This is a genomic window from Nonomuraea sp. NPDC049624 (genome assembly GCF_040675255.1).
Classification (GTDB): Bacteria; Actinomycetota; Actinomycetes; order Streptosporangiales; family Streptosporangiaceae; genus Nonomuraea.
This window is the reverse complement of sequence record NZ_JBFAOR010000025.1, coordinates 13,150-38,227: the sequence shown is the minus strand read 5'-3', so window position 1 is coordinate 38,227 and position 25,078 is coordinate 13,150. Positions and strand designations below refer to the sequence as shown.

Annotated in this window: 22 protein-coding genes and 1 pseudogene; 5 read left to right on the top strand and 18 right to left on the bottom strand. The window is 73.3% G+C overall.

The window, feature by feature from the left end:
- Position 1 precedes the first annotated feature (1 nt).
- The 10 genes from AB0J76_RS48435 to AB0J76_RS48390 form a co-directional block, all read right to left on the bottom strand.
- Positions 2-1,123 carry a DUF559 domain-containing protein gene (locus AB0J76_RS48435; RefSeq protein ID WP_352324397.1) on the bottom strand — a complete coding sequence of 374 codons (1,122 nt, stop codon included), beginning with the start codon at positions 1,121-1,123 and terminating at the stop codon, positions 2-4.
- 57 nt (positions 1,124-1,180) lie between these two features.
- Positions 1,181-1,840 (bottom strand): sensor domain-containing protein, encoded by a 660-nt coding sequence (locus tag AB0J76_RS48430; protein WP_352324398.1) that lies wholly within the window; start codon positions 1,838-1,840, stop codon positions 1,181-1,183.
- Positions 1,841-1,953: 113 nt separating this feature from the next.
- The gene (locus AB0J76_RS48425; RefSeq protein ID WP_352324399.1) at positions 1,954-2,388 is read right to left on the bottom strand and encodes a helix-turn-helix domain-containing protein; all 435 of its coding nucleotides are present in this window, start codon (positions 2,386-2,388) and stop codon (positions 1,954-1,956) included.
- A gap of 40 nt (positions 2,389-2,428) precedes the next feature.
- Complete coding sequence (locus AB0J76_RS48420) at positions 2,429-4,027, bottom strand: ABC transporter ATP-binding protein (RefSeq protein ID WP_352324400.1); 1,599 nt, start codon at positions 4,025-4,027, stop codon at positions 2,429-2,431.
- On the bottom strand, positions 4,024-5,130 hold the full coding sequence (locus tag AB0J76_RS48415; RefSeq protein WP_352324402.1) for a serine hydrolase domain-containing protein: 1,107 nt from the start codon (positions 5,128-5,130) through the stop codon (positions 4,024-4,026). The genes AB0J76_RS48420 and AB0J76_RS48415 overlap by 4 nt, the downstream gene beginning before the upstream one ends.
- Positions 5,127-6,359 (bottom strand): anhydro-N-acetylmuramic acid kinase, encoded by a 1,233-nt coding sequence (locus AB0J76_RS48410; protein ID WP_352324404.1) that lies wholly within the window; start codon positions 6,357-6,359, stop codon positions 5,127-5,129. Before AB0J76_RS48410 ends, AB0J76_RS48415 begins: the two co-directional genes overlap by 4 nt.
- Positions 6,356-7,255, bottom strand: coding sequence for an N-acetylmuramic acid 6-phosphate etherase (gene murQ / locus AB0J76_RS48405; protein WP_352324405.1), 900 nt, complete (start codon positions 7,253-7,255; stop codon positions 6,356-6,358). Before murQ ends, AB0J76_RS48410 begins: the two co-directional genes overlap by 4 nt.
- The gene (locus AB0J76_RS48400; RefSeq protein WP_352324406.1) at positions 7,252-8,079 is read right to left on the bottom strand and encodes an ABC transporter permease; all 828 of its coding nucleotides are present in this window, start codon (positions 8,077-8,079) and stop codon (positions 7,252-7,254) included. Before AB0J76_RS48400 ends, murQ begins: the two co-directional genes overlap by 4 nt.
- Positions 8,076-9,044 (bottom strand): ABC transporter permease, encoded by a 969-nt coding sequence (locus AB0J76_RS48395; protein ID WP_352324407.1) that lies wholly within the window; start codon positions 9,042-9,044, stop codon positions 8,076-8,078. Before AB0J76_RS48395 ends, AB0J76_RS48400 begins: the two co-directional genes overlap by 4 nt.
- Positions 9,044-10,591 carry an ABC transporter substrate-binding protein gene (locus tag AB0J76_RS48390; protein ID WP_352324408.1) on the bottom strand — a complete coding sequence of 516 codons (1,548 nt, stop codon included), beginning with the start codon at positions 10,589-10,591 and terminating at the stop codon, positions 9,044-9,046. Before AB0J76_RS48390 ends, AB0J76_RS48395 begins: the two co-directional genes overlap by 1 nt.
- 86 nt (positions 10,592-10,677) lie before the next feature.
- Between AB0J76_RS48390 and AB0J76_RS48385 the strand changes: the two genes are divergently transcribed.
- Positions 10,678-11,562 carry a MurR/RpiR family transcriptional regulator gene (locus AB0J76_RS48385; RefSeq protein ID WP_352324409.1) on the top strand — a complete coding sequence of 295 codons (885 nt, stop codon included), beginning with the start codon at positions 10,678-10,680 and terminating at the stop codon, positions 11,560-11,562.
- 125 nt (positions 11,563-11,687) lie between these two features.
- Positions 11,688-12,206: a peptidoglycan recognition family protein gene (locus tag AB0J76_RS48380; protein ID WP_352324410.1), complete on the top strand. Its 519-nt coding sequence runs from the start codon at positions 11,688-11,690 to the stop codon at positions 12,204-12,206.
- Between the two features lie 190 nt (positions 12,207-12,396).
- Here AB0J76_RS48380 and AB0J76_RS48375 read toward each other — a convergent pair whose 3' ends face one another.
- The 8 genes from AB0J76_RS48375 to AB0J76_RS48340 all read right to left on the bottom strand — a co-directional run bounded on the left by AB0J76_RS48375 (position 12,397) and on the right by AB0J76_RS48340 (position 21,544).
- Complete coding sequence (locus tag AB0J76_RS48375) at positions 12,397-12,789, bottom strand: hypothetical protein (RefSeq protein WP_352324411.1); 393 nt, start codon at positions 12,787-12,789, stop codon at positions 12,397-12,399.
- 171 nt (positions 12,790-12,960) lie between these two features.
- Positions 12,961-13,497, bottom strand: a complete 537-nt coding sequence (locus AB0J76_RS48370) for an NUDIX hydrolase family protein (RefSeq protein ID WP_352324412.1) — start codon at positions 13,495-13,497, stop codon at positions 12,961-12,963.
- A gap of 164 nt (positions 13,498-13,661) precedes the next feature.
- On the bottom strand, positions 13,662-14,666 hold the full coding sequence (gene nrfD / locus AB0J76_RS48365; protein WP_364394162.1) for an NrfD/PsrC family molybdoenzyme membrane anchor subunit: 1,005 nt from the start codon (positions 14,664-14,666) through the stop codon (positions 13,662-13,664).
- Positions 14,663-15,445, bottom strand: a complete 783-nt coding sequence (locus AB0J76_RS48360) for a 4Fe-4S dicluster domain-containing protein (protein ID WP_352326926.1) — start codon at positions 15,443-15,445, stop codon at positions 14,663-14,665. The genes nrfD and AB0J76_RS48360 overlap by 4 nt, the downstream gene beginning before the upstream one ends.
- Before the next feature lie 63 nt (positions 15,446-15,508).
- Positions 15,509-18,736: a formate dehydrogenase gene (fdh, locus tag AB0J76_RS48355; protein ID WP_352326927.1), complete on the bottom strand. Its 3,228-nt coding sequence runs from the start codon at positions 18,734-18,736 to the stop codon at positions 15,509-15,511.
- Positions 18,737-18,741: 5 nt separating this feature from the next.
- Positions 18,742-19,032, bottom strand: a complete 291-nt coding sequence (locus AB0J76_RS48350; protein WP_352326917.1) for a hypothetical protein — start codon at positions 19,030-19,032, stop codon at positions 18,742-18,744.
- Between the two features lie 104 nt (positions 19,033-19,136).
- Complete coding sequence (locus AB0J76_RS48345; RefSeq protein ID WP_352326918.1) at positions 19,137-20,546, bottom strand: rhamnulokinase family protein; 1,410 nt, start codon at positions 20,544-20,546, stop codon at positions 19,137-19,139.
- Positions 20,543-21,544, bottom strand: a complete 1,002-nt coding sequence (locus tag AB0J76_RS48340) for a substrate-binding domain-containing protein (RefSeq protein ID WP_352326919.1) — start codon at positions 21,542-21,544, stop codon at positions 20,543-20,545. Before AB0J76_RS48340 ends, AB0J76_RS48345 begins: the two co-directional genes overlap by 4 nt.
- 135 nt (positions 21,545-21,679) lie before the next feature.
- Between AB0J76_RS48340 and AB0J76_RS48335 the strand changes: the two are divergent.
- From AB0J76_RS48335 to AB0J76_RS48325, 3 genes and pseudogenes are all read left to right on the top strand, one after another.
- Positions 21,680-21,862 (top strand): annotated as a pseudogene (locus tag AB0J76_RS48335) (L-rhamnose mutarotase); the annotation flags it as partial.
- 10 nt (positions 21,863-21,872) lie between these two features.
- Positions 21,873-23,027 carry an L-rhamnose isomerase gene (gene rhaI, locus AB0J76_RS48330; RefSeq protein WP_352326920.1) on the top strand — a complete coding sequence of 385 codons (1,155 nt, stop codon included), beginning with the start codon at positions 21,873-21,875 and terminating at the stop codon, positions 23,025-23,027.
- A gap of 5 nt (positions 23,028-23,032) precedes the next feature.
- Positions 23,033-25,072: a bifunctional aldolase/short-chain dehydrogenase gene (locus AB0J76_RS48325; protein ID WP_352326921.1), complete on the top strand. Its 2,040-nt coding sequence runs from the start codon at positions 23,033-23,035 to the stop codon at positions 25,070-25,072.
- The last annotated feature ends 6 nt before the right edge of the window (positions 25,073-25,078 follow it).

Below are 25,078 nucleotides of genomic sequence, written 5' to 3'. Positions count from 1 at the left end.
CTCATCCTTCCGCTCTGCGGCGGTTCCGCAGAAACTGGCCGATCTGACGGACGACGGTGTCCATGTCAGTCATCACCTGAGCATCGGGAAAGCGCAGCACGGCGTAACCGTCGAGTTGGAGGAGAACGTCCCGCCGCCGGTCCGCGGCGAACTTGGCCGGAGCCCGGTGGTCGGGGCCGTCGATCTCCACGACGCAGCGCTCCCGCTCCCAGACCAGGTCCACCCGGATCGGGACGTCCAGCGGCCCCGGCCGGTACGTCTGGTTCCAGGCCCGGCCCTCGGCCCACGCCCGCGCGGACAGGGCGGCCTCCAGCGCCCGCTCGCTCGCGCTGCCCGGATGCGGCCTGCCCGCCACCGGCGGATACGCGACGGCGGGCGCCCGATCGGCGGTCGCGGGAAGCGGGACGGCTTCGCGAGCGTCAGGTACGGCTGCGGGAAGCGGGCCCGCGGGGAGCGGGTTCAGGGTGAGCGGGCCCGTGGGGGGCGGGTGCGCGGGGAGCGGGTTCAGGGTGAGCGGGCCCGTGAGGAGCGGGTGCGCGGGGAGCGGGGTGGCGATCGTCCGTACGCGGTCGTCGTGCAGGGGCGCGCCCGCCAGCCAGACGCCGGCCCCGCCCCGGTGCGCCAGCCACTCGCACCCGGCGACCAGCACTTCCAGCGCCGCCGCGCCCAGCCCGTCCGGCACCCGCACCAGGACCGCCAGCCGGGCCCGGCCGAAGCTGTCGGCCAGCACCCTGACCAGCCCCGCCGCCCGGACCTCCGGCGCCAGCCCGCTGGGCCCGCCGCTCAGCGCCCGCCGGGCCAGCTCGGCGAGGAACGGCCCGAAGTGGCCGGTCACCGAGGCCCTGCGCAGGGCCAGCGCCTGGACCGCGGCCACGTTCACCCCGGACGGCTCCCGCATGCCCTCGGCGCCCGGTAACCAGGCCGGGAACAGCGCGATGGCCGCCTTGTCCAGCTCACGCAGGACGGAGGCGGCCAGGCCGGCGACGGAACGTTCCTCGGCGGCGAAGTAGGTGACGACGGCCGGGGCGTCGTCCGGCAGGGGATCGAGGGCCAGTGCCAGGGCGTCGGGGTCGGCGTCGAGCCGTACCACCTGGCCGATCGGCAGCTCTGCCCACGACGGCACGGCTTCCCTGCCCTCACAAGATCGGAAACTTCGGCACCTGGGAGGGTAACCCCGTCCCTATCGGGCTGTCACCCAGACCGGGGACACGCCCTCCACGGACGGGACGTGGGCGCGGGTCAGCAGGGCCTGGGACACGCTCGCCTTCACCAGGGCCGCCGTCCGCACCACCGGGACGAGCGTGAGCGCGAACAGCAGGCCCACCGCCGTGTTGAACACCACGAACGGCACGGTCCCGGTGCCGAGGCCGAGCAGGGCGGGCAGGCCGCCGTCCACGCCGGGGATCGCGGCGATCGCCCAGCCGTAGATCGGGAAGGTCAGGCCGAGCACCGCGCCCGCCCACCACACCGCGCTCACGACGGCGGCGGCCAGCGAGACCGGGAAGGTGATGATCGCGTGCAGCAGGTCCAGCGCCGCCTGGCCGGAGACCAGCGGGTTCATCATGCGGCGGAAGGAACCCGCCCCCGCGGGGGTCTGCGCGTAGCGGGGGCGGGCGATCGGGTGGCCGAGCACTCCGGGGAGCGCGGCGCGCTCCAGGTCGGCGAAGTGGCGGGCCATGGCGGCGGTGGCGGCCAGGACGGGCAGCCCGGCGAACACGACCGCCGAGCCGAGACCGGCCGAGACGCCGGCGACGGTGAGGGTGAAGGAGGCGGCGGCCATGGGGAGGCCGAGCAGGGTGTAACGGGTGTCGGTGGCGACGCGGTGCCGGAGGGTTGTCATGGCCACGACGCTACGGGCCCGGCGGGGCAGCGATCGATCCTGGCGGCGGGCCCTTGCATGGTAGGGCAGGCCCTACCATGACCTCCGGCGGGCCCCTGGAAAACCGGTCCCCGCTACTGCGGCTGGTCCACCCGGATCACGGTCAGCTCCTGCGGGCGCACCGGCTCCCGGCAGTGCGCGCACACCGTGAGCGGCTCCAGGGGCTCGCCGCACGAGTGGCGCCACACGGTGGGCGGCTCGCCCTCGGTGACGTACCGGTCGCCCCAGTCCATGAGGGCGAGCAGGACCGTGTGCAGGGCCTGGCCCGCCTCGGTGAGGACGTACTCGTGGCGCGGCGGGTGCCGCTCGTACGGCACCCGCTCCAGCAGGCCCACCTCGACCAGCTTGCGCAGCCGGGCGGTGAGGATGTCGCGGCTGGCGCCGGTGTTGCGGGCGATCTGGTCGAAACGGCGCACCCCGAGCATGATCTCGCGCATCGCCAGCAGGCTCCACCGCTCGCCCACGACGGCCAGCGCGTTGGCGATCGAGCACTCTCTCGGGCGCGACAAGGCCCCTCCGCTCAGGTAGGTCCGGATTTCCAACTTACCATCAGGCGGCCCGTCCAGGGATGGCGGCGAGCAACTCGCGGGTGTAGTCGGCGCGCGGCGAGCCGAAGATCTCGGCCGCCGTGCCGCTCTCCACGATCCGGCCCGCCTGCATCACGTGCACCCGGTGCGAGATCATCCGGACGACGGCCAGGTCGTGGCTGATGAACAGGTAACTGAGCCCGAGGTCGCGCTGCAGGTCGGCGAGCAGCTCCAGGATCTGGGCCTGGACCAGCACGTCCAGCGCGGAGACGGCCTCGTCGAGCACGACCAGCTCGGGGGAGAGCGCCAGCGCCCGCGCGATGGCCACCCGCTGCCGCTGGCCGCCGGACAGCTCGTGCGGCAGCCGCCCGGCCACCGACGCCGGCAGCGACACCTTCTCCAGCAGCTCGGCGACGGTCCGCGCGCGCTCGGCCGGGGTGCCCACGCGGTGCACGCGCAGCGGCTCGGCGATCGACTTCTCCACCGTGTAGCGGGGGTCGAGCGAGGCGTACGGGTTCTGGAAGACCGGCTGCACCCGGCGGCGGAAGGCGAACAGCTCCCGGCGGCCGAGCGAGGTCAGGTCGGTGCCGTCGAACAGGATCCGGCCGGAGGTGATGCCGTCCAGGCCGAGCAGCAGGTTGGCGGTGGTCGACTTGCCCGAGCCGGACTCGCCCACGACCGAGACGGTACGGCCGCGCGGGATCGTGAAGGAGACCCCGTCCACCGCCGTGAACTCCCCGCCGCCGCCCCGCAGCGGGAACACCTTGCGCAGGTCCTCCACCACGACCAGGTCCTCGGCGCTCTCCTCCGGGCCGGGCTCGGCCACCCGCACCGACGACAGGCTCGGCACGGCCTTCAGCAGCCGCCGGGTGTACTCGTGCCGCGGGTCGGCCAGCAGCTCGGCCGCCGGGCCGGTCTCCACGATCTCGCCCCGGTACATGACGGCCACCACGTCGGCCCGCTCGGCGGCCAGCGCCAGGTCGTGCGTGATGAGGAAGACGGCCGTGCCCATCTCGGCGGTCAGCTGCCCGAGCTGGTCCAGGATGCGCCGCTGCACGGTCACGTCCAGGGCCGAGGTCGGCTCGTCGGCGATGAGCAGCTTGGGCCGGCACGCCAGGCCCATGGCGATGAGCGCCCGCTGCCGCATGCCGCCGGAGAACTCGTGCGGGTACTGCCCGGCCCGCCGCTCCGGCTCGGGGATGCCGACCATCTCCAGCAGCTCGGTCACGCGCCCGCGCGCCGCCCGGCCCGCGGCCAGGCCGTGCACCTCCAGGGCCTCGGCGATCTGGTCGCCGATGCGCATCAGCGGGTTGAGGTTGGACATCGGGTCCTGGGGCACCAGGCCGATGCCCGCCCCCCGGACGGCGGTCATCTCGCGCTCGCTCACCCCGGCCAGGTCGCGGCCGTCGAACAGCACCTGGCCGGTCGTGATGCGGCCGCCCGCGGGCAGCAGCCGGTTGACCGCGGCGGCCGTGGTGGACTTGCCCGAACCCGACTCGCCGACCACGGCCACGGTCTGTCCCGGCAGGATCTCCATCGAGACGTTCCTGACGACGGTGACGTCCTGCTTGCGGGTGCGGAAGGCGACGGAGAGGTCGCGGATCTCCAGGAGCGGGGTCATGCGGTCCTCGATCGGTGGGTGATGGCCTGCAGCAGGCCGGTCCAGAGGGCGTCGGTGGGCGTCGGCGCGGCCGTCGTCAGCAGGCGGTTGCTCGCCAGCGCGATCGCGACGTCCCGGCCGGGGACGAACCCGACGGCGCAGCCGACGTAGCCGGGGTGGCCGAGCACGGTGACGGTCTCCCCCCGCAGGTCGAGCCGGTAGGTGCGGAAGCCGAGCGCCTGGCCGGGGTCGGGGCCGGGGGTGAAGAACTCGCGGGCGACCTCGGGCCGCCACAGCCGGTCGTGCTCCTCGTAGCGGGACAGCGCGGCGGCGTACCGCAGCAGGTCCGGGACGGTGGAGAACAGCCCGGCGTGGCCCGCCACGCCGCCGAAGGCGTGGCAGGCGTTGCCGTCGGCGACCCGGCCCAGCACGGGCTCGCGCCGCCAGCCGGCGAAGTCCGTGCTGCGGAAGGGCACCGGGTACGGCTTGGAGGTGTCGAGCATGCGCATCTCGACCCGGTCGTCCAGGGCGCTCATGGCCACCTCGGGGCCCGCCGGCCGGGCGTACGTGGTGCCGGCCAGCCCGAGCGGGCCGGTGACCAGCTCGGCCACCGCCCGCTCCAGCGACGTGCCGGTGACGGTCTCGACCACCCGGCCGAGCAGGATGAAGCCCAGGTCGGAGTAGTGCCGTTCGCGGCCGGGCGCGTAGCGCGGTGCGGGCATCCGCGGGTCGAGGTACAGCGGCCACCACTCCCACAGCCCGGCCCGGTGCAGCAGCAGGTCCCGCACGGTCACCTGGTCGGGGCAGCCCTCCGGCAGGTACGCGGCCGCCCGCTCGTCCAGGTCCACCAGGCGGTCGGAGACCAGGCGGAGGAGGGCCGTGGTGGTGGCGACGACCTTGGTGACCGAGGCCAGGTCGTGGTACGTGCCGAGGGTCATGGGGGCCTCGCCGGCCAGCGCGCCGCCGTCCGTCCGGCGCACGGTGCGGTGGCCGGTGCACTCGGTCAGGTCGAACCACGGCGTCCGGGCCGCCCGGACCAGGCCCGCGGGCGGGCCTGGTTCGACGCTCGCCGGTCCCTCCGGCCGGCTCGAAGGTCCGGACGGCGCGGCGGGGGCCGGGGTCATCGGCGCAGCACCAGCGAGCGCGGCGGCGTGGGCAGCGGGGCGGGCAGGACGAGCGGGCCCGCGCCCGGCGTCAGCGTGCCGAGCACCCGGGCGGCCTTCGCGCCCGTGCCGCCGGGGACGGTGCCCGGCAGGCCGTGGGCGGTCAGCCAGCCGATGAGGGCGAAGGCGATGGCCTCCTTGTCGTCGGCCGGGGCGCCGAGCTCGTCCGACAGCGACACCCGCACGCCGGGCAGGGCGGCGCGCAGGCCGTCCATGATGACCGGGTTGCGGCAGCCGCCGCCGGAGACGACGAGCACGTCCACGCCGGCCGCGGCGACGTCGGCCGCCACCGTGCGGACCGTCAGCTCGGTCAGCGTCGCCACCAGGTCAGGCCCGGACGGCTCGCGGCCCGCCCTGGCGATCGCCGCCTCGACGTAGGCCAGGTGGAACAGCTCCTTGCCGGTGCTCTTCGGCGCGGCCAGCCGGTAGTACGGCTCGTCGAGCAGCACGTCGAGCAGGCGTTCGTCCACCCGGCCTGAGGCGGCGAGGCGGCCGTCCTCGTCGTAGCCGCGCGGGTTCAGGCCGCGGCCGGCCACCACGGCGTCGACGAGGGCGTTGGCCGGGCCGATGTCGTAGGCGCTCAGGACGCCGTCGCGCACGACGGTCATGTTGGCGATGCCGCCCAGGTTGAGCGCCGCCGCGCCACCCGCGCCACCCCTGCCTGCCGTGCCGCCCGTGCCACCCGTGCCTGCCGTGTCGCCCGTGCGCCCGTCCGTCAGCAGGCCGCCGAGCAGCAGGTCGTCCAGTACGGAGACCAGCGGGGCGCCGTGCCCGCCCGCGGTGATGTCGCGGATGCGCACGTCCGACAACACGGGCGCGCCGGTGCGCTCGGCGATCCAGGCGGGCTGGCCGATCTGCAGGGTGCCGCGCGCGTGTGCGCCCTCCACCCAGTGGAAGACCGTCTGGCCGTGGGAGACGATCAGGTCGGCCGGACCGGCCTGCTCGGCCGCGGCCGCGGCGGCCGCGGCGAAGCACTGGCCGATGAGCGTGTCGAGCACGCACACCTCGGCCAGCGTGACCGGCGCGGGCGGCAGCGCGGCCACCAGCCGGGCGCGCAGCTCGCCGGGGTAGGGGGTGCTCGCGGTGTGCAGCACGCGGCCGGTCAGCACGTCGCCGTCGAGGGCGAAGTCGACCAGGGCCACGTCGATGCCGTCGTGCGAGGTGCCGGAGATCATGCCGAGGATCTTCACGCCGGCTCTCCCAGCGCCACGCGCAGCCGTCCCTCGCTGCGGTCCAGCAGCGCCGCCGCCTCCTGCGGCCCGAGCCCGAGCCGGGCGCCGAGCACCGCCTGCTTGACGTTGAAACCGTGCTGGTCGAGCACTCGTTCCGCCTCCTCGCGGTCCACGCCGGCGATCGTGCGCACGATCCTGATCGCCCGTTCCCGTAGCTTGCCGTTGCTGGCCTTGACGTCGACCATCAGGCTCCCGTACGTCTTGCCGAGCCGGACCATGACGATGGTCGAGAACATGTTGAGCACGAGCTTCTGCGCCGTGCCCGCCTTGAGCCGGGTCGAGCCGCTGACCACCTCGGGCCCGACCAGCACCTCGATCGCGTGCTCGGCCGCCGCGCTGAGCGGGGTGCCCGGGTTGCAGGACAGCCCGACGGTCAGCGCGCCGCGCTCGCGGGCCCGCCGCACCGCGCCCAGCACGTACGGCGTGCGCCCGCTGGAGGCGATGCCCACCACCGTGTCCAGCGGCCCGACGCCGGCCGCGTCGATCGCCGCCGCGCCGGCCCCCGCGTCGTCCTCGGCGCCCTCGCACGGGTGCACGATCGCCCGCTCGCCGCCGGCGATGACGGCGAAGACCTGCTCGGGCGGGGTGCTGAAGGTGGGCGGGCACTCGGAGGCGTCCAGGACGCCGAGCCGGCCCGGCGTGCCCGCGCCCACGTAGACCAGCCGGCCGCCGGCCCGTACCAGCTCGGCGGCGGCCTCGATGGCCGGGGTGATCTGCGGCAGCGCCGCGGCGACCGCGGCGGGGACGGTGGCGTCGGCCGCGTTCATGGTCGCGGCGAGCTCGGCCACGCTCATGGTGTCGATGCCCGCGAAGCGCGGGTCGGCCGATTCCGTGGTCAGTTCTGAGAGGTTCACCGCTTGCCTCGGGTTCTGGGGTCGAGAGTGTCACGCAGGCCGTCGCCGAGCAGGTTCAGGCCCACCACCAGCAGCACGACGACCGCGCCCGGCGCGATCAGCGTCCAGGGGGCGACGAACACCAGGCTGCGCGCCTCGAAGATCATCGAGCCCAGCGAGGGGGCGGGCGGCGGCGTGCCCAGGCCGAGGAAGCTCAGCGACGCCTCGGTCAGCACCGCCCACGACAACGACAGCGCCACCTGGATGACGATGATCGAGGTGATGTTGGGCAGCACGTGCCTGAGCATGATCTGCCAGCGGCTCTGGCCGGTGGAGACCGCGGCCTTGACGTACTCGATCTCCCGGAGGGAGAGCACCGGGCCGCGCGTGACACGGATGAAGATGGGGACGTACACGATCGCGATGGCGACGGCGACCGTGAACCAGTTGCGGTCCAGCACCGAGGCCAGCGAGAGGGCGAGCAGCAGCGGCGGGAACGCGAACAGCACGTTCGTCACACCGCCGATGGCGCCGTCGGCGAAGCCGCGGTAGAAACCGGACACCAGGCCGCCCAGCGTGCCGACCACGGTGGCGAAGGCCACCGCGACCACCGCGATGAGCGCCGAGTTGCCGACCCCGGCCGCCACCCGGGAGAAGACGTCCCGGCCGAACTGGTCGGTGCCGAACAGGTGCGTCCCGGACGGCGACAGGAACCGCTCGGGCGGGTTCTGGGCGATCGGGTCGTAGGGGAGCAGCCCGGGGTACGACAGCGCCGCCACCAGGGCCAGCACCAGCAGCACGATCGTGCCCGCCAGCATGGCGGGGCTCCTGCGCAGCGCGGTCACGACGCCCTCACCCGCGGGTCGATGATCCGGTACAGCCCGTCGGTCAGCAGGTTGACCAGCACGAACGCCAGCGCGATGACCAGGACCGTGCTCTGCACGACCGCGTACTCCTTCTGCTGGATGCCGAGCAGCACCTGCCGGCCCACGCCGGGCACCGAGAAGATCTGCTCGACCACGACCGCGCCGCCGAGCAGGTAGCCGAACTGCAGCCCGGTCATCGTCACGATCGGCACCAGCGCGTTGCCCAGCACGTGCCGGACCTGCAGGCGGCGCGGCGGCACGCCCTTGGCGCGGGCGGTGCGCACGAAGTCCTCCGAGCGCACCTCCAGCACCGCCGTACGGGTGGTGCGCAGGATCGGCGCGGCGATGCCGAAGCCGAGCACGAGCGCGGGCAGGAACATCTGCTGCAGGTTGAGCAGCGGGTCCTCGGCGAGTGTGGCGAAGCCCTGGCCGTTGGGGTTGAAGCCGAACGACGCCGCGAAGATCGACAGCAGCGTGGTGGCCAGCAGGAACGCCGGGACCGACAACCCGGCCAGGCTCACGACCTGGCCGAAGGCGTCCCGCGGCGAGTTCGTCCTGGACGCCGACAACATGCCGAGCGGCACGCCCAGCAGCAGCGCCAGCACGATCGAGAACACCGCGAGCTCGAACGTCACCGGCAGCGAGTGCAGCGTCATCTCCAGCACGCCCTGCTGCGAGCGGGCCGAGTAGCCGAAGTTGCCGGTGAGCATGTTGCCCAGCCAGGAGAAGAACTGCGTGATCGGCGACTGGTCCAGCCCGTAGTACTGCTCCAGGGCCGCGCGCTGCGCCGGGGTGAGGGCAGCCGCCTCCGTGCCGAGCCCCGCGGTGATCTGGTCGCCGGGGATCGCCCGGAGCATGACGAAGACGAACACGGCCACCCCGAACAGGGTGCCGATCGTCGAGGCCACGCGCCGGACGGCCCGGCTGGCGAGGATCCGGCGCATCAGGCGACGGACGTCGTGCGCAGGTACTGCAGCGACCCGCTGACCATCGGTACGAACCCGGACACGTTGGAGGTGGTGCCGGTGTAGGTGTAGCTGGTGAACAGCCAGATCCAGGGCGCGTTGGCCTCCAGCTCGGCCGAGACCTTCTCGTAGATCGCCTTGCGGGCGGCCGGGTCGGTCGTGGCCTTGCCCTCGGCGAACAGCTTGTCCAGCTCCGGCGAGCTGTACCCGGCGACCTTGTTCAGGTTGCCCTTGCTGGTGAAGTAGCGGCCGTAGGAGCCGTCGGGGTCCGGGCGCCCGCCGTTGAGCGCGACGGCGGCGTCGAAGTCGGCCGCCACCCAGCGGTCCACGAACGCGCCGGACTCCAGCACCTCCAGGTCCAGGGTGATCTTCGCCTCGGCGAGCTGCGCCTTGAGGTTCTGGGCCTCGTTCACGGAGGTGGCGTACTCGCCCTGGGAGACGATGGCCTTGACCGTCACGCCGCCGGACTTGCCCGCCTTGCCGAGGTACTCGGCGGCCTTGGCCAGGTCGCGGCTCGGGCAGGGACGCTTGGCCGGGTCGGACTTGAAGGCCGGGGCGGTGATCGGCCCGGTCACCTCGCCCTCGCCGAGCGCGGCGGTGTCGAGCACCTGCTTGCGGTCGATCGCGCACTGGATCGCCAGGCGCACGTTGACGTCCTTGAGGTCGCCGCGCTGGGCGTTGAGCTGGAGGGCGTGGTAGCTGAGCTGCGGCGTCTTGGTGACGGTGATCGTGCCGCCCCCCTGCGCGGTCTGCGCGACCAGCGGGTCGTTGAAGACCGCCAGCTGCACGTTGCCCGACTGCATGGCCGAGACGATGGACGACTCGTCCGGGATCACCCGGAACTCGACGCTGCCCACCTTCGGCTTCTCGGCGCCCCAGTACTTGTCGTTCCTGGCCAGCGTCAGCGACTGGCTCGGGACGCGCTTGCCCAGCGTGAACGGGCCGGTGCCGTTGGGGGTGGCGTTGAGCTTCTCCTCGGTGTCGTCGGAGGAGAGCATCGCCATGTTGACGGTGGCCAGGTTCGCCGGGAGCGCGGCGTCGGGGCCGGTCAGCTCCAGCACCACCGTGCTCTCGTCGGGGGCCTCGACCGACTTCACCGACGCCAGCGACGCCCGCGCCACGGCCGCGGTCTTCTCGTCCATGATCTTCTCCAGGGACGCCTTGACGTCCTTGGAGTCGAAGGCGCTGCCGTCGGCGAAGGTCACGCCCTTGCGCAGGGTGAGGGTCAGCTTCTTGCCGTCCTCGGCGGCCTGCCACGACTCGGCCAGGCCCGGCACGACGTTCAGGTCCTTGTCGAACTCGGTGAGGGTGCCGTAGATGTTCTGCAACACGTTCACGGCTGTGAACTGGGTGGCCTTCCAGGGGAAGAGCGTGTCGGGGTCGGAGGTCACGCCGACGACCAGGGCGCCGCCGGACTTGCCCGTGGCGCCGGTGCTGGTCGCGGGCCCGGAAGACGATGAACAGGAGGTCAGGGCGATGGACAGCACTGCGGCGGCGCCGATCGCGGAGAGCGCGCCACGGGGCATGTGGTCTCCTCAGGGGCAGTAGGTCATAAAATTACGCAGACCCTACCACTGGTGTACTAAATTTCCTCAACACGGATGGATGACGAATGGTCGAGGACGACGGAAGCCTGCTGATCCGCATCCGTGCCGCCATGCCCGCATTACGGCCATCGGAGCGGCGCATCGCCGAGACGTTCACCGGTGACCCGGCCGCCGCCGCGAACCTGTCCATCGCCGAGCTGGCCGCCCGCTGCGCCACCTCGACGACCTCGGTCGTGCGCTTCTACCAGCGCATGGGATACGCCCACTTCAAGGACTTCCGGATCGACCTGACCAGGGCCGCCGCCCGGGAGGAGCTGACCACGTCGAGCCTGCCGGAGGTGTCGGGCGACATCGACCGCCACGACAGCCTGGAGGGCATCGTCTCCAAGGTCGCCACCAACGAGACGCTGTCCATCGCCGACACGGCCCGCTCCCTCGACATGCAGGCCCTGGGCCGGGCGGTCTCCCTGCTGCTGGCCGCGCGCCGGATCGACACCTTCGGCGTGGGCGCGAGCGCGCTGGTCGGCCTGGACCTGCAGCAGAAGCTCTCGCGCATCGGGCGTACCGCGATCAACTGGCACGACGCCCACTCGGCCTGGACGTCGGCGGCCACGCTCGACGCCGGCTGCGTGGCCGTCGCGGTCTCGCACACCGGCGCGACCGTGGACACGGTCGAGTTCCTGGCCATCGCCCGCCGGTCGGGCGCGGCCACGGTGGCGATCACCAACTTCCGCGACTCGCCGCTGGCCGCCACCGCCGACGTGACGCTGACGACGGCCGCCCGCGAGACCGAGTTCCGCTCCGGCGCGCTCGGCAGCCGCATCGCCCAGCTCATGGTCGTCGACTGCCTGTTCACCGGCGTGGCCGCGGCCAGTTACGACGAGTCGATGGCGGCCCTGCGCAACACGTACGCGGTCGTCCACGACCGGACGGTGTACAAGCGGGGGTGAACCGGCCTGACCAGCATGGAAGTGTTTCTTTGGCGGCACGTGAATCTAGTGACAAAAAGTGATGACACAACTACTTTAAGTTGACATTCTGGTGGCGAGGCATCGTCTACCAGGAGAGACACCACATGCAGCTGATCACCCGTGCCGACTGGCACGCCAAGAAGCCCACCACCAGTTACACCCGGCTGGCCGGCACCAGAGGCGTCAAGATCCACTACACCGGCGGGAAGGTGCCCTCCGACCTGCCGGACGCCGACAACCACGACAAGTGCGCCGACCTGGTCCGGGACATCCAGCGCATGCACATGTCCGGCGGGCGCGGCGAGACCTACATCGACCTCGGCTACAACATGGTGTGCTGCCCGCACCGGCGCACCTTCATGGGCCGCGGTCCGCACGTCCTGCCCGCCGCCAACGGCCCGGGGCTCAACTCCGGCCACTACGCCGTGCTCGCCCTGCTCGGCAACACCGGGTTCACCGAACCGAACGACGACCTGCTCAACGCCCTCGTCGACGCCATCGAGTACCTGCGCGAGCACGGCGACGCCGGCGACGAGGTCAAGGGCCACCGGGACGGCTACGACACCGACTGCCCCGGCGACCCGCTCTACCACTGGGTGCGAAGGGGCGCCGAACGCCCCTGAGACGGTTCGGGCAGGCGCTCGCCGCGGCCCGGCTCGCGGAGACGAAGCCCGGCATGGGTGACGGCTCCCCGCCCGGTGAGGCGGCGCACAGGGAGACGGCCGGGCCGACGCCGGAGGCCGCCATGGACGTCCATGGCGGCCTTCAGAGCTGGGTCAGGTCGCTACAGCGGCCCGATCGCGGGGAAGGTGGTCACCACTTCTCCCACTCGCCCGTCCTGAAGCACTTCATCGCCCAGTAGGCGAGCTTGGACGGCCCCGTCCAGCCCACGTAGGGCGCGTGTCCCTGCACGCAGCGCATCTTCTTGATCGTGACCGGCTCCCACTTGCCGTGCGAGCACGCCGGGACCAGCTTCTTGATGACCGGCTTGCCGCACAACCACCGGACGCTGGGGCGCGGGCCGGCGGCCTGCGTCCACGTGGCCGTGACGGCCTGCGCGGAGACCGGGACGGCGGAGACGGCGGCACTCGCCGCCGAAGTGGCCGAAGTGGCCGCCGTGGCCGCCGTGGCGGGCGTCCCGGCGGACAGCGCCAGCGCGAACGCCCCCGCCGCAGCCGCCGTCCCGAGCTTGGTGATCGTCCTCATGACGTCTTCCTCCCTTGTCGTGCCGGATGTCGTACGGGCACGGTAGGGCGGCGGACGTTGAGCTCCCGTTGAGGATCCGTGCAGGACCGGGCACCCAGGGATGGGCCGTCTCCAGGAGCCGGCGACCGGCGCGACGAGTGTGCAGGCGGCCGGCCACCCGGCGGCGCCGCGTCAGACCAGCCGGCCCACGTGGGCCAGCGCCTGCTTGAGCAGCACCCCCTGGCCGCCGGTCATCTCCTGCTGCACGGCCGGCGAGGACGCCTCCTCCGGGGTGAACCAGACCAGGTCCAGCGCGTCCTGCCGGGGCCGGCAGTCACCGGCCACGGGCACGATGTAGGCCAGCGACACCGCGTGCTGGCGCGGGTCGTGGTACGGCGTGACGCCCGGCGTCGGGAAGTACTCCGCGACGGTGAAAGGCTGCGGCGAGACGGGGATGCGCGGCAGGGCCACCGGCCCGAGGTCCTTCTCCAGGTGGCGCAGCAGCGCGTCGCGGATGCGCTCGTGGTGCAGCACCCGCCCCGAGACCAGCGCCCGGCTGACCGTGCCGTCCGCCGCGATCCGCAGCAGCAGGCCCACGCGGGTCACCACGCCGGTCTCGTCGACGCGTACCGGCACGGCGTCGATGTAGAGGATCGGCAACTGGCCGCGCACCGACTCGAGCTCTTCGGGGGCCAGCCATCCAGGCGCGGTTTCGGTCTTTTCGGTCATCTGTCGATCGTATGCCCCGCGCCGCCACTGAGGGCGTAAGCCCCACCGACCGATCCCCGGGCGGGGTCAGGCCCGCCTGGCCGGCCTGCCCCTGCCCGCCAGCCACGACGCCGTGCAGACGACCAGCACGATACCCATGAACGGCAGGTACTCGGCGACTCTTCTCATGACAGATCACGCTCCGCTCTCGACTTGGCGAGCCGCCGGCGTTGCGGCTCGACGGTGTACCGGGGGTCGCACGCCGAGGCCGTCCCGGCGTGGAAGATCCCGAACCGGGTGCACACCGACCCGGCCAGCAGGGCCGCCCCCGCGGCTGCCGCCGCGACCCTGCTGCGAGCGCCCAGCCCCTGACCGAGCAGGGCGCCCGCGACCGACAGCGCCTGACCCGCCCTGAGCAGACGGCTGCGCCGCAGCGGCTCGGCGGTCAGGCCCATCCGGCGTTCCATGCGGACGGCCGCCGCGCACTCCAGGGCCGCCCCCATCACCGCCGCCCGCCGGGCCGGGGCCGCCTGCGCGACCGGCGCGGCCAGCATGCCGAGCCCGCCCGCCGACGCGGCGGCCGAGCCCGCGAACAGGAACGGCATCTCCCTGAACCCGTCGTGCCAGGCCGGGACGGCGGTGTCGCAGATCAGCACGGCGGTGTAGGTGGCCAGCGCCGGCCCGGTCAGCCCGGCCCCCACCGTGGCCGCCCGGCCCAGCCGGGGGAACCGCCCGGTCACCCCGGTGAGCGCGGCCAGCCCGGCCTGCGGCCCGTACGCGGTCAGGATCCAGGTGCCGACGCTCATCGGCGAGGTCACCTTGAACACCCGCAACATGTTCAGGAAGCGCGACGGCTTGCCCAGGTCGTGGATCAGCGCGTACAGCGAGCCGCCGACCGCGCCCAGGGCGGCCAGCTTGGCGGCGCGGGCCAGCGCCGGGCGTCCGGTCAGCTCGGCGGCGGCGGCCAGCGTGGAGGAGGCGCCGGCCAGGCCGCCGAGGAACAGGTAACCGGCGATGTCGTGGTCGCTCCAGGGCGTGCCGTTCAGGACCGGCAGACCGTAGTAGGAGTCCGCCGCCGGCTCGGGCGGCCGCAGGGAGCGGCTGCCGCGGCCCGCCGAGCCGGGCGTGGCCTCGCGCTCGGTGCGCAGGCCGGGCGCGTCGTCCAGGCGCACGTCGGTCTGGTTGCTCATCGGCCCCTCCTCCAGGCCGCCGCGGCGGCCATCCCGGCCAGCAGGACCAGCGCCGCCGCGCCGGCGTGCCGCCACATCGACGGCAGGTCCGCGGTGGTCACCACGGGGTCCGGCGGCAGGCCGTACACCTGGGGCTCGTCCAGCAGCAGGAAGAAGGCGCCGGTGCCGCCCACGCCGTCGGCCGGGTCGTGGCCGTACAGGCGGGCCGAGGACACGCCCGCCGCGCGCACCTGCTCCAGACGGCGGTCGGCGCGCTCGCGCAGCTCGTCCAGCTCGCCGAACTGGATCGAGTCCGTCGGGCACGTCTTGGCACAGGCCGGCTCCTGGCCGACCTCCAGCCGGTCGTAGCACATCGTGCACTTGGCGGCCGTGCCGCTCGCCGCGCGCCGGCCGATCACCCCGAACGGGCAGGCGGGCACGCAGTAGCCGCAGCCGTTGCAGACGTCCTCCTGGACGACGACCGTGCCGTACTCGGTGCGGAACAGCGAACCGGTCGGGCAGACGTCCAGGCAGGCCGCGTGCGTGCAGTGCTTGCACACGTCGGAGGCCATCAGCCAGCGGAAGTCCAGGTCACGGGCGCCGGTCTCCTGATGGCCCAGCGGCTTGCGCTGCTCGACGAACGCCACGTGCCGCCAGGTGTCGGCGCCGAGCCCGACGGAGTTGTCGTAGGACATGCCGGTGAACAGCAGGCCGTCCTCCGGCACCTGGTTCCACTCCTTGCAGGCCACCTCGCACGCCTTGCACCCGATGCAGACGCTGGTGTCGGTGAAGAAGCCCATGCGCCTGGGCGGGTCGTCGTAGCCGGCGTCGAGCGGCGCCCGGTCGAGGTCGAAGGCCACGGCTCACACCTCCGTTCCGGTGTCCTCGGTCACGCCCGCCCGCCGCCGGTAGGCCAGCACCAGCTCAGGCAGGGCCGGGCCGCGCGGCCTGCGCCCGGGGCGGATGTCCGCCGACAGGGCCTTGACCTCCTGGATGTGGGAGTTGGGGTCGAGCGAGATGGCCGCCAGCTCGTTGGCCGCGTCGCCGGTGGCCAGGCCGTTGGGGCCGAAGTGGAAGGGCAGCCCGATCTGGTGCAGGACCTTGCCGTCCAGGTGCAGCGGCGCCATCCGGTCGGTGACCAGCACGCGGGCCTCGATGGCGCTGCGCGCGGTGACGACCGTGGCCCACTCGCCGTGCACGAGCCCGCGCTCGGCGGCCAGCTCGGGCGAGACCTCGCAGAACATCTCCGGCTGCAGCTCGGCCAGGTACGGCGTGTGCCGGCTCATGCCCCCCGCCGTGAAGTGCTCGGTCAGCCGGTACGTGGTCACCACGTACGGGTAGACCGACGCGCCCGGCTCGGCACCGCTCGGCTGGTAACGGTTGGCCTCGTGCCGGTAGAGCTTGCGGGCCGGGTTGCGCTGCCGCCCGTAGAGCGGGTTGGCGACCGGCGAGTCCTGGGGCTCGTAGTGGGTGGGCAGCGGGCCGTCCACCACGCCCGAGGGGGCGAACAGCCAGCCCTTGCCGTCGGCCTGCATGATGAACGGGTCGATGCCCGACAACGCCGCCGGTCCCTGCGCCCCCGGCTCGGGCCGGTAGGACGGCGGTTTGCCCTCCTCGAAGTCCGGCACGTCCAGGCCGGTCCAGCGGCCGGCGTCCGCGTCCCACCAGACGAGCTTCTTGCGCTCGCTCCACGGACGGCCGTCCGGCGCGGCCGAGGCCCGGTTGTAGAGCACCCGCCGGTTGTCCGGCCACGCCCACGCCCACTCGGCGGCCACCCAGTCCTGCTCGGCGGCCGGTTTGCGGCGGGCGGCCCGGTTGACGCCGCCGGCGTACACGCCGCAGTAGATCCAGCAGCCGCACACCGTCGAGCCGTCGTCCTTGAGCTGGCTGTAGCCGTCGAGCGGCCGGCCCTCGGCGTCCCAGCCGTTGATCTCGGCGAGCACCGCCTCGGCGACCGGCTCGGCCGTCTCGCCCTCCACGGGGTAGTCCCAGGTGAGGTCGAGCAGGGGCCGGTCCATCGGGTCGGCGGAGCCGGCCAGCTTCTGCCGGATCATGCGCCCGAGGTGGTACATGAACCACAGGTCGCTGCGCGCGTCGCCGGCCGGCTCGACGGCCCGGTGGTGCCACTGCAGCCAGCGGTTGGTGTTGGTGAAGCTGCCGCTCTTCTCGGTGTGGGCCGCAGCGGGGAAGAAGAACACCTCGGTGCCGATCCCGGACGTGGTCAGCTCGCCCGTCTCGATCTCGGGGCCGTCCTTCCACCAGGTGGCGCTCTCGATCAGGTTGAGGTCGCGCACCACCAGCCAGTCGAGCCGGGCCATGCCCAGGCGTTGCATCCGGGAGTTGGCCGAGCCCACGGCCGGGTTCTCGCCGAGCAGCAGGTAGCCCTTGCAGGTGCCGTCGAGCTGCGCCAGGACCGTGTCGTACGTGCTGTGCGAGCCGGTCAGGCGCGGCAGGTAGTCGAAGCGGAAGTCGTTGTCGGGCGTCGCGGCCGGCCCCCACCACGCCTTGAGCAGGCTCACCAGGTAGGCGGGCATGTTCGCCCAGAAGCCGCGGCAGGCGGCGTCGGCGCGCAGGAAGTCGCGCATCTTCTCGTGCTCGTGGGCGTGCGGCATCGGGATGTAGCCGGGCAGCAGGTTGAACAGCGTCGGGATGTCGCTGGAGCCCTGGATGCTGGCGTGCCCGCGCAGCGACTGGATGCCGCCGCCGGGGCGGCCGATGTTGCCCAGCAGGAGCTGAAGGATGCTGGCGGTGCGGATGAACTGGGCGCCGTCGCTGTGCTGCGTCCAGCCCACCGCGTAGACGAACTCGGCGGTCCGCTCCGGCCCCGAGTTCTCCGTCAGGTGGCGGCAGACCTGGGCGAACAGCTCCGGCGGCACCCCGCACACCTGCTGGACCATCTCCGGCGTGTAGCGGGCGAAGTGGCGGCGCAGCACCTGCAGCACGCAGCGCGGGTGCCGCAGCGTCTCGTCCCGCCGCGGCTCGCCGCCCAGCGGCACGCCGGTGCCGCCCTGCACCTCGGCGCGGCCGGCCGGGAGGCTGCCCGCCGGCCGGTCGTAGTCCTCGTCCCGCTCGCCGGAGGCCGCGACGGTGTGCATGCCCTCGTACTGCCAGGTGTCGTCCTCGTAGCAGCGGTTGTCGGCGTCGAAGCCGGAGAACAGGCCGTCGAGGTCCTCGGCGTCGCGGTAGTCCTCGCGCAGGATGGTCGCCGCGTTGGTGTAGTGCAGGACGTAGTCGCGGAAGAACAGCTCGTTCTCCAGCACGTGGTTGACGATCGCGCCGAGGAAGGCCACGTCCGAGCCCGCCCTGATCGGCACGTGCAGGTCGGCCAGCGCGCTGGTACGGGTGAACCGCGGGTCCACGTGGATGACCACCGCGCCGCGGGCCTTGGCCTCCATCACCCACTGGAACCCGACCGGATGCGCCTCGGCGAAGTTCGACCCCTGGATCAGCACGCAGTCGGAGTGCTGCAGGTCCTGCAGGAACGTCGTGGCCCCGCCGCGCCCGAACGACGTGCCGAGCCCCACCACGGTCGAGCTGTGGCACACCCGCGCCTGGTTCTCGATCTGCACCACGCCGAGCGCGGTGAGCAGCTTCTTGATGAGGTAGTTCTCCTCGTTGTCCAGCGTCGCGCCGCCCAGGCTGGCGATGCCCATCGTGCGGGCCACCCGGCGGCCCTTGTTCTCCCACTCCCAGGTCGCCCGGCGGGTGGCGATGATCCGGTCGGCCACCATGTCCATGGCGGTCTCCAGGTCGAGCTCCTGCCAGTCGGCGGCGTACGGCGGGCGGTACAGGACCTTGCTCAGCCGTCCTGAGCCGGTGGTGAGCTGGAGGCTGGAGGCGCCCTTCGGGCACAGCCGGCCCCGGCTGATCGGGGAGTCGGGGTCGCCCTCGATGTGCACCACCTTCTCGTCACGGACGTAGACGTTCTGGGCGCAGCCCACCGCGCAGTACGGGCACACCGACTTGACCACGCGGTCGGCGGCGGCCGTCCGGGCCGGGTGCGCGCCCGTGCGCGGCGACTTCACCGCGGCGGCCCGGCCGAGCTTGTCCTTGCCGGTGAGCTGCCGCAGCAGCGGCCAGGAGAACCCCATGCCGCTCACGCGTCCGTCCGGCGCATGCGCCGGTCGCTCCAGGCCCGCTCGCGCATCCAGGCGCGCACGTCGCCGCGCTCGACCGGCCCGACCTCGCGCGGGTTGACCAGCTGCTGGGTACGTCCGGCCAGCAGGCCGGGCCGCCCCCGCCGGCGTGCCACCGCGTCGCTCCCGTCGGCCGGCACGCCCGTCGCGATCAGGTACGCGCGCCCCGCGGGCACGCCCAGCAACCTGCCGATCTCGGCGTAGTCCAGCCCCTGCGACAGCAGCCGCAGCACCCGCTCCTTGCTCGGCATCGTTCCCCCCGGCGCCCGTGCCCCCCCGGTCCCGGTCCTCCCCTTCGCCGGCAGGAGGAAACCCGAAGTCCCACGTCAAAGGCGTATTTGGGGGACAGTTGGCGTCAGGCCAGGCGGGCGGCGGCCTCCGCCCAGGCGGCGGCGTCGCCGGACGGCTCGTACCGGCGCAGCTCCTGCGTGGCGGCCACCAGCGCGCGCATCCCGGCCAGGTCGGCGACCAGCCCGGCCGCCCGCGCCTGCACCAGGACGTTGCCGAGCGCGGTCGCCTCGGCCGGCCCGGCCACGACCGGCAGCCCGCAGGCGTCGGCGGTGAACCGGCACAGCAGCTCGTTGCGCGACCCGCCGCCCACCAGGTGCACGACCTCCACCTCGCGGCCGGACAGCTCCATGGCCTGCCGGATCGCGTTGCGGTGGCCGAGCGCCAGGCTCTCCAGCACGCAGCGCACGAAGCCCGCCGGCGTCGAGGGCGGCCGCTGCCCGGTGCGGCGGCATTCGGCGGCGATCCGCGCGGGCATGTCGCCCGGCGGCAGGAACACCGGCAGATCGGGGTCCACCACGGCGGCGAACGGACGTTCGCGCGCCGCCGCCGCCAGCAGGTCGTCCAGCGAGCAGCCGGGCCAGGCCCGCAGGCACTCCTGCAACAGCCACAGCCCCATGACGTTGCGCAGGTAGCGGACCGTGCCGTCGATCCCGGCCTCGTTGGTGAAGTTGGCCGCCCGGCCCGCCTCGGTGAGCACGGGGGCGGCCAGCTCCACCCCGGCCAGCGACCAGGTGCCGCACGAGACGTAGGCGAAGGCGGGCCCGGCGGCCGGCACCGCGGCCACGGCCGAGGCGGTGTCGTGCGAGGCCACCGCCCGCACCGGCGCCGAGAAGCCGATCTCCGCCGCGACGTCGCGGCGGACGCCGCCGATCGGCTCGCCGGGCTGCCGCAGCCGGGGGAAGATCCCCTCGGGCAGGCCCAGCCGGTCGATCAGCGGCACCGCCCAGGACCGGGTGCGCACGTCGAGCAGGCCGGTGGTCGAGGCGTTGGTCACCTCCGCGCCGATCTCGCCGGTCAGCCAGTAGCCGATCAGGTCGGGGACGAGCAACATCGTCGCGGCCCCGTCGAGCCGGTCGGCCAGAAGCTGGTAGATGGTGTTGAACGGGAGCACCTGCAGCCCGGACACCGCGTACAGCGCCTCGGCCCCGATCAGCTCGGCGACCTGCCCGGCCACCCCCCGCGTACGGTCGTCGCGGTAGTGCACCGGGTTGCCGAGCAGCGCGCCGCTCTCGTCGAGCAGGCCGTAGTCGACGGCCCACGAGTCGACCCCGATCGAGGTGACCGGCCCGGCCGCGCGCAGACCGGCCAGGATCTCGCGGTAGAGGCCCAGGACGTCCCAGTGCAGGCGGCCGGCCAGGCGGACCGGGCCGTTGGGGAAGCGGTGGACCACGGACGTGGCCAGCCCGTCCGACAGGTCGGCGACCAGCACCCGGCCGCTGGAGGCGCCCAGGTCCACGGCGGCGAATCGGCTCATTGGGTGGACTCCCTCGCGACCAGTTCGGGCTGGAACATGATGTGCTGGTGGGCGTGCTCGGCCGGGTTGTCGCACTCGTCCAGCAGCAGCTCGGTGGCGATGCGGCCGAGCTGGTACGTCGGCTGCCGCATCGAGCTGAGCGACACGGCCGAGGCGGCGGCGAACTCGATGTCGTCGTAGCCCATCAGCGCCACGTCGTCGGGCACCCGCACCCCGGCGCGCAGCAGGGCCCGCAGCACGCCCAGCGCGAGCAGGTCGTTGGCGCAGAACACGGCCTCGGGCAGGCCGCCCGCCATCAGGTCGGCGGCGGCCTGCTCGCCCGCGCGGGCGGTCATCGCGGCCGCCCCGACCACCCGCAGCGAGGCGGGGTCGAGCCCGGCCGCGGCCAGCGCCTCGGCTGCGCCCCGCCGCCGCTCGGCGCACTGCCGGATGGTCAGCGGGCCGGTCACGTACGCGAGGCCGTGCCCGCCCCTGGCCAGCAGATGCCGCACCGCGGCCCGGCCGCCGGCGACGTCGTCCACCGCGACCGCGCACTGGTCGGGCCGGTGGGCCGGATGGTCGACGAGCACGACGCTGATGCCGCGCTCGCGCAGCCGGTCCAGCCGGGCCGGGTCCTCGCCGGACGGGGTGATCAGCACGCCGCGCACCCGCTGCTCGGCCAGCACGCCCAGGTTGCGCTCCTCCTTGTCCGGGGAGCCGGCCGAGTTGCCGAGGATCACCGCGTAGCCCAGCTCGCTGGCGACGTCCTCGACCCCGGCGGCGACCTCGGTGAAGAACGGGTTGCCGATGTCGATGACGCTCAGGCCGATCGTCCTGCTGTGGCCGGCGCGCAGGGTGGAGGCCGAGCCGTGCCGGACGAAGCCGAGCTCCCGGATCGCGGCCTCCACCCGTTCGCGGGTCGCCGGGGCGACCTTCGCCGGTCTGTTCAGGACGTTGGAGACCGTCCCGGGGGAGACGCCGGCGCGGGCGGCGACGTCCTTGATGCTGACCATGGCCATGGCGCCACATTAAAACGTACCAACGGTGAGGTTGGCCAGTGCCGCCGATCTGACCGTGGAGACGCATTGACAGCGCCCCCGTGTGATCGTAGTTTCCTCCGCGATGGATTAAAACGTTTTGAAGAGGGGTGACCGTGCGACGACGGCCTGCTGGCCGGCTACCTGGAGACCGCCGGCTTCGCGGCCGCCAGGAAGGCGATGGAGGCCACCGAGGTCAACGCCCGCCGGCAGGCCGAGATGGCGCCCTTCTTCGAAGACCTCGACGGCCGCCCCGACGAGGGCATGCGGCCGCCGGACGAAGTGTTCCACCTGGACTGATCGGGAAGTCATGACCACTGACATCAAGGCCGCCCTGCGCGCGCTGCACATCGAGACGCCGTCGTGGGCGTACGGCAACAGCGGCACCCGGTTCAAGGTGTTCGCGCAGCGGGGCGTGCCGCGCGACCCGTACGAGAAACTGGCCGACGCCGCTCAGGTGCACGCCCACACCGGCGTCGCGCCCACGGTCGCCCTGCACATCCCCTGGGACAAGGTGGCCGACTACGCCCACCTGGCCGCCCACGCCCGCGAGCTCGGCGTCGGCATCGGCGCGATCAACTCCAACGTCTTCCAGGACGACGCCTACATGCTCGGCAGCGTCACCAACCCCGACCCGGTGGTGCGCCGCAAGGCGCTGGCGCACCTGCTGGAGTGCGTCGACATCATGGACGCCACCGGCTCGGACACCCTCAAGCTCTGGTTCTCCGACGGCACCAACTACCCCGGCCAGGACGACATCCGCGCCCGCCAGGACCGCCTGGCCGAGGCCCTGTCCGCGGTGTACGCCCGGCTCGGCGAGGGCCGGCGCTTCCTGCTGGAGTACAAGCTGTTCGAGCCCGCCTTCTACACCACCGACGTGCCCGACTGGGGCACCGCCTACGCCCACTGCCTCAGGCTCGGCCCCAAGGCGCAGGTCGTCGTGGACACCGGCCACCACGCGCCGGGCGTCAACATCGAGTTCATCGTGGCGTTCCTGCTGCGCGAGGGGAAGCTCGGCGGCTTCGACTTCAACTCCCGCTTCTACGCCGACGACGACCTCATGGTGGGCGCGGCCGACCCGTTCCAGCTCTTCCGCATCATGTACGAGGTCGTGCGCGGCGGCGGGCTGACGGCGGGCGTGGCCTTCATGCTCGACCAGTGCCACAACATCGAGCCCAAGATCCCCGGCCAGATCCGCTCGGTCATGAACGTCCAGGAGGCCACGGCCAAGGCGCTGCTCGTCGACCGGGACGCGCTGGCCGCCGCCCAGGCCGGGGGAGACGTGCTGGGCGCGAACGCCGTGCTGATGGACGCCTACAACACCGACGTGCGGCCGCTGCTCGCCGAACTGCGCGAGGAGACGGGCCTCGCGCCCGACCCGATGGCTGCGTACGCCAAGTCCGGATATTTCGAGAAAATCGCTGCCGAGCGCGTCGGCGGCACGCAGGCCGGCTGGGGGGCCTGACCACCATGGACGTCATCAACGAGCTCCTGGACCGCTCCCACCGCCTGGGCGCCGACCCGCGCAACACCAACTTCGCCGGCGGCAACACCTCCGCCAAGGGCCGCGCCGCCGACCCGGTCACCGGCCAGGACGTCGACCTGCTCTGGGTCAAGGGCTCCGGCGGCGACCTCGGCACGCTCAGGGAGGCGGGCCTGGCCGTCCTGCGCCTGGACCGCCTGCGCGCGCTGGCCGCCGTCTACCCCGGCGTCGAGCGCGAGGACGAGATGGTCGCCGCCTTCGACTACTGCCTGCACGGCAGGGGCGGCGCCGCCCCCTCGATCGACACCGCCATGCACGGCCTGGTCGAGGCCGCCCACGTGGACCACCTGCACCCCGACGCCGGCATCGCCCTGGCCACCGCGCGCGACGGCGAGGAGCTGACCCGGCGGGTCTTCGGCGACCGCGTGGTGTGGGTGCCGTGGCGGCGGCCCGGCTTCCAGCTCGGCCTGGACATCGCCGCCGTCAAGGAGGCCAACCCGCAGGCCGTCGGCTGCGTGCTCGGCGGCCACGGCATCACCGCCTGGGGCGCCACCTCGCAGGAGTGCGAGGCCCGCTCCCTGGAGATCATCCGCACCGCGGAGGAGTACCTGGCCGCCAACGGCCGCCCCGACCCGTTCGGGCCGGTGCTCCACGAGCCGCTGCCCGAGGACGAACGGCACGCGCGGGCCGCCGCGCTGTTCCCGGTCGTGCGCGGGCTGGCCTCCACCGACGCGCGGCAGGTCGGCCACTACACCGGCACCCCGGAGGTGCTGGACTTCCTCTCCCGCGCCGAGCACCCGCGCCTGGCCGCGCTCGGCACGTCCTGCCCCGACCACTTCCTGCGCACCAAGGTCGCCCCGCTGGTGCTGGACCTGCCGCCGGACGCGTCCCTGGACCAGGCGGTCGCCCGGCTGCGCGAGCTGCACGCCGCCTACCGCGCCGACTACACCGCCTACTACGAGCGCCACGCCACCCCGGACTCGCCGCCGATGCGCGGCGCGGACCCGGCGATCGTGCTGGTGCCCGGCGTCGGCATGTTCTCCTTCGGCAAGGACAAGCAGACCGCCCGCGTGGCCGGCGAGTTCTACGTCAACGCGATCAACGTCATGCGCGGCGCCGAGTCCGTCTCCGCCTACGCGCCCATCCCGGAGTCGGAGAAGTTCCGGATCGAGTACTGGGAGCTGGAGGAGGCCAAGCTGCGCCGGATGCCGAAGCCCAAGCCGCTGGCCGGGCGGGTGGCGCTGGTCACCGGGGCGGGCTCGGGCATCGGCGCGGCGACCGCGCGGCGGCTGGCCGCCGAGGGCGCGTGCGTGGTGCTCGCCGACCGCGACCGGGCCGCCGCGGGGAAGGTCGCCGCCGAGATCGGGGCCTCGGCCTACCGGGCGTCCGACGTCGCGGTTGCCGTGGAGGTGGACGTCACGTCCGAGGATCAGGTCGTGGCCGCCGTACGGGCCGTCGTGCTCGCCTTCGGCGGCGTGGACCTGGTGGTGAACAACGCCGGCCTGTCGTTGTCGCGCTCCCTGCTGGAGACCAGCCTGGACGACTGGGACCTGCAGCACGACGTGATGGCCCGCGGCTCGTTCCTGGTCTCCCGCGAATGCGCCCGGGTGCTGATCGATCAGGCGATGGGCGGGGACATCGTCTACATCTCCTCCAAGAACGCCGTCTTCGCCGGGCCGAACAACGTCGCCTACGGCGCGGCCAAGGCCGACCAGGCCCACCAGGTCCGCCTGCTGGCCGCCGAGCTGGGCGAGCACGGCGTCCGCGTCAACGGAGTGAACCCCGACGGCGTGGTGCGCGGCTCGGGCATCTTCGCCTCCGGCTGGGGCGCCAACCGCGCGGCGGTGTACGGCGTGGAGGAGGAGCGCCTGGGCGAGTTCTACGCCCGGCGCACCCTGCTCAAGCGCGAGGTCCTGCCCGAGCACGTGGCCGCCGCGGTCTACGCGCTCGCCGGCTCCGACCTGACCCACACCACGGGCCTGCACGTCCCGGTGGACGCGGGCGTCGCCGCCGCCTTCCTCAGGTGAGCCCGG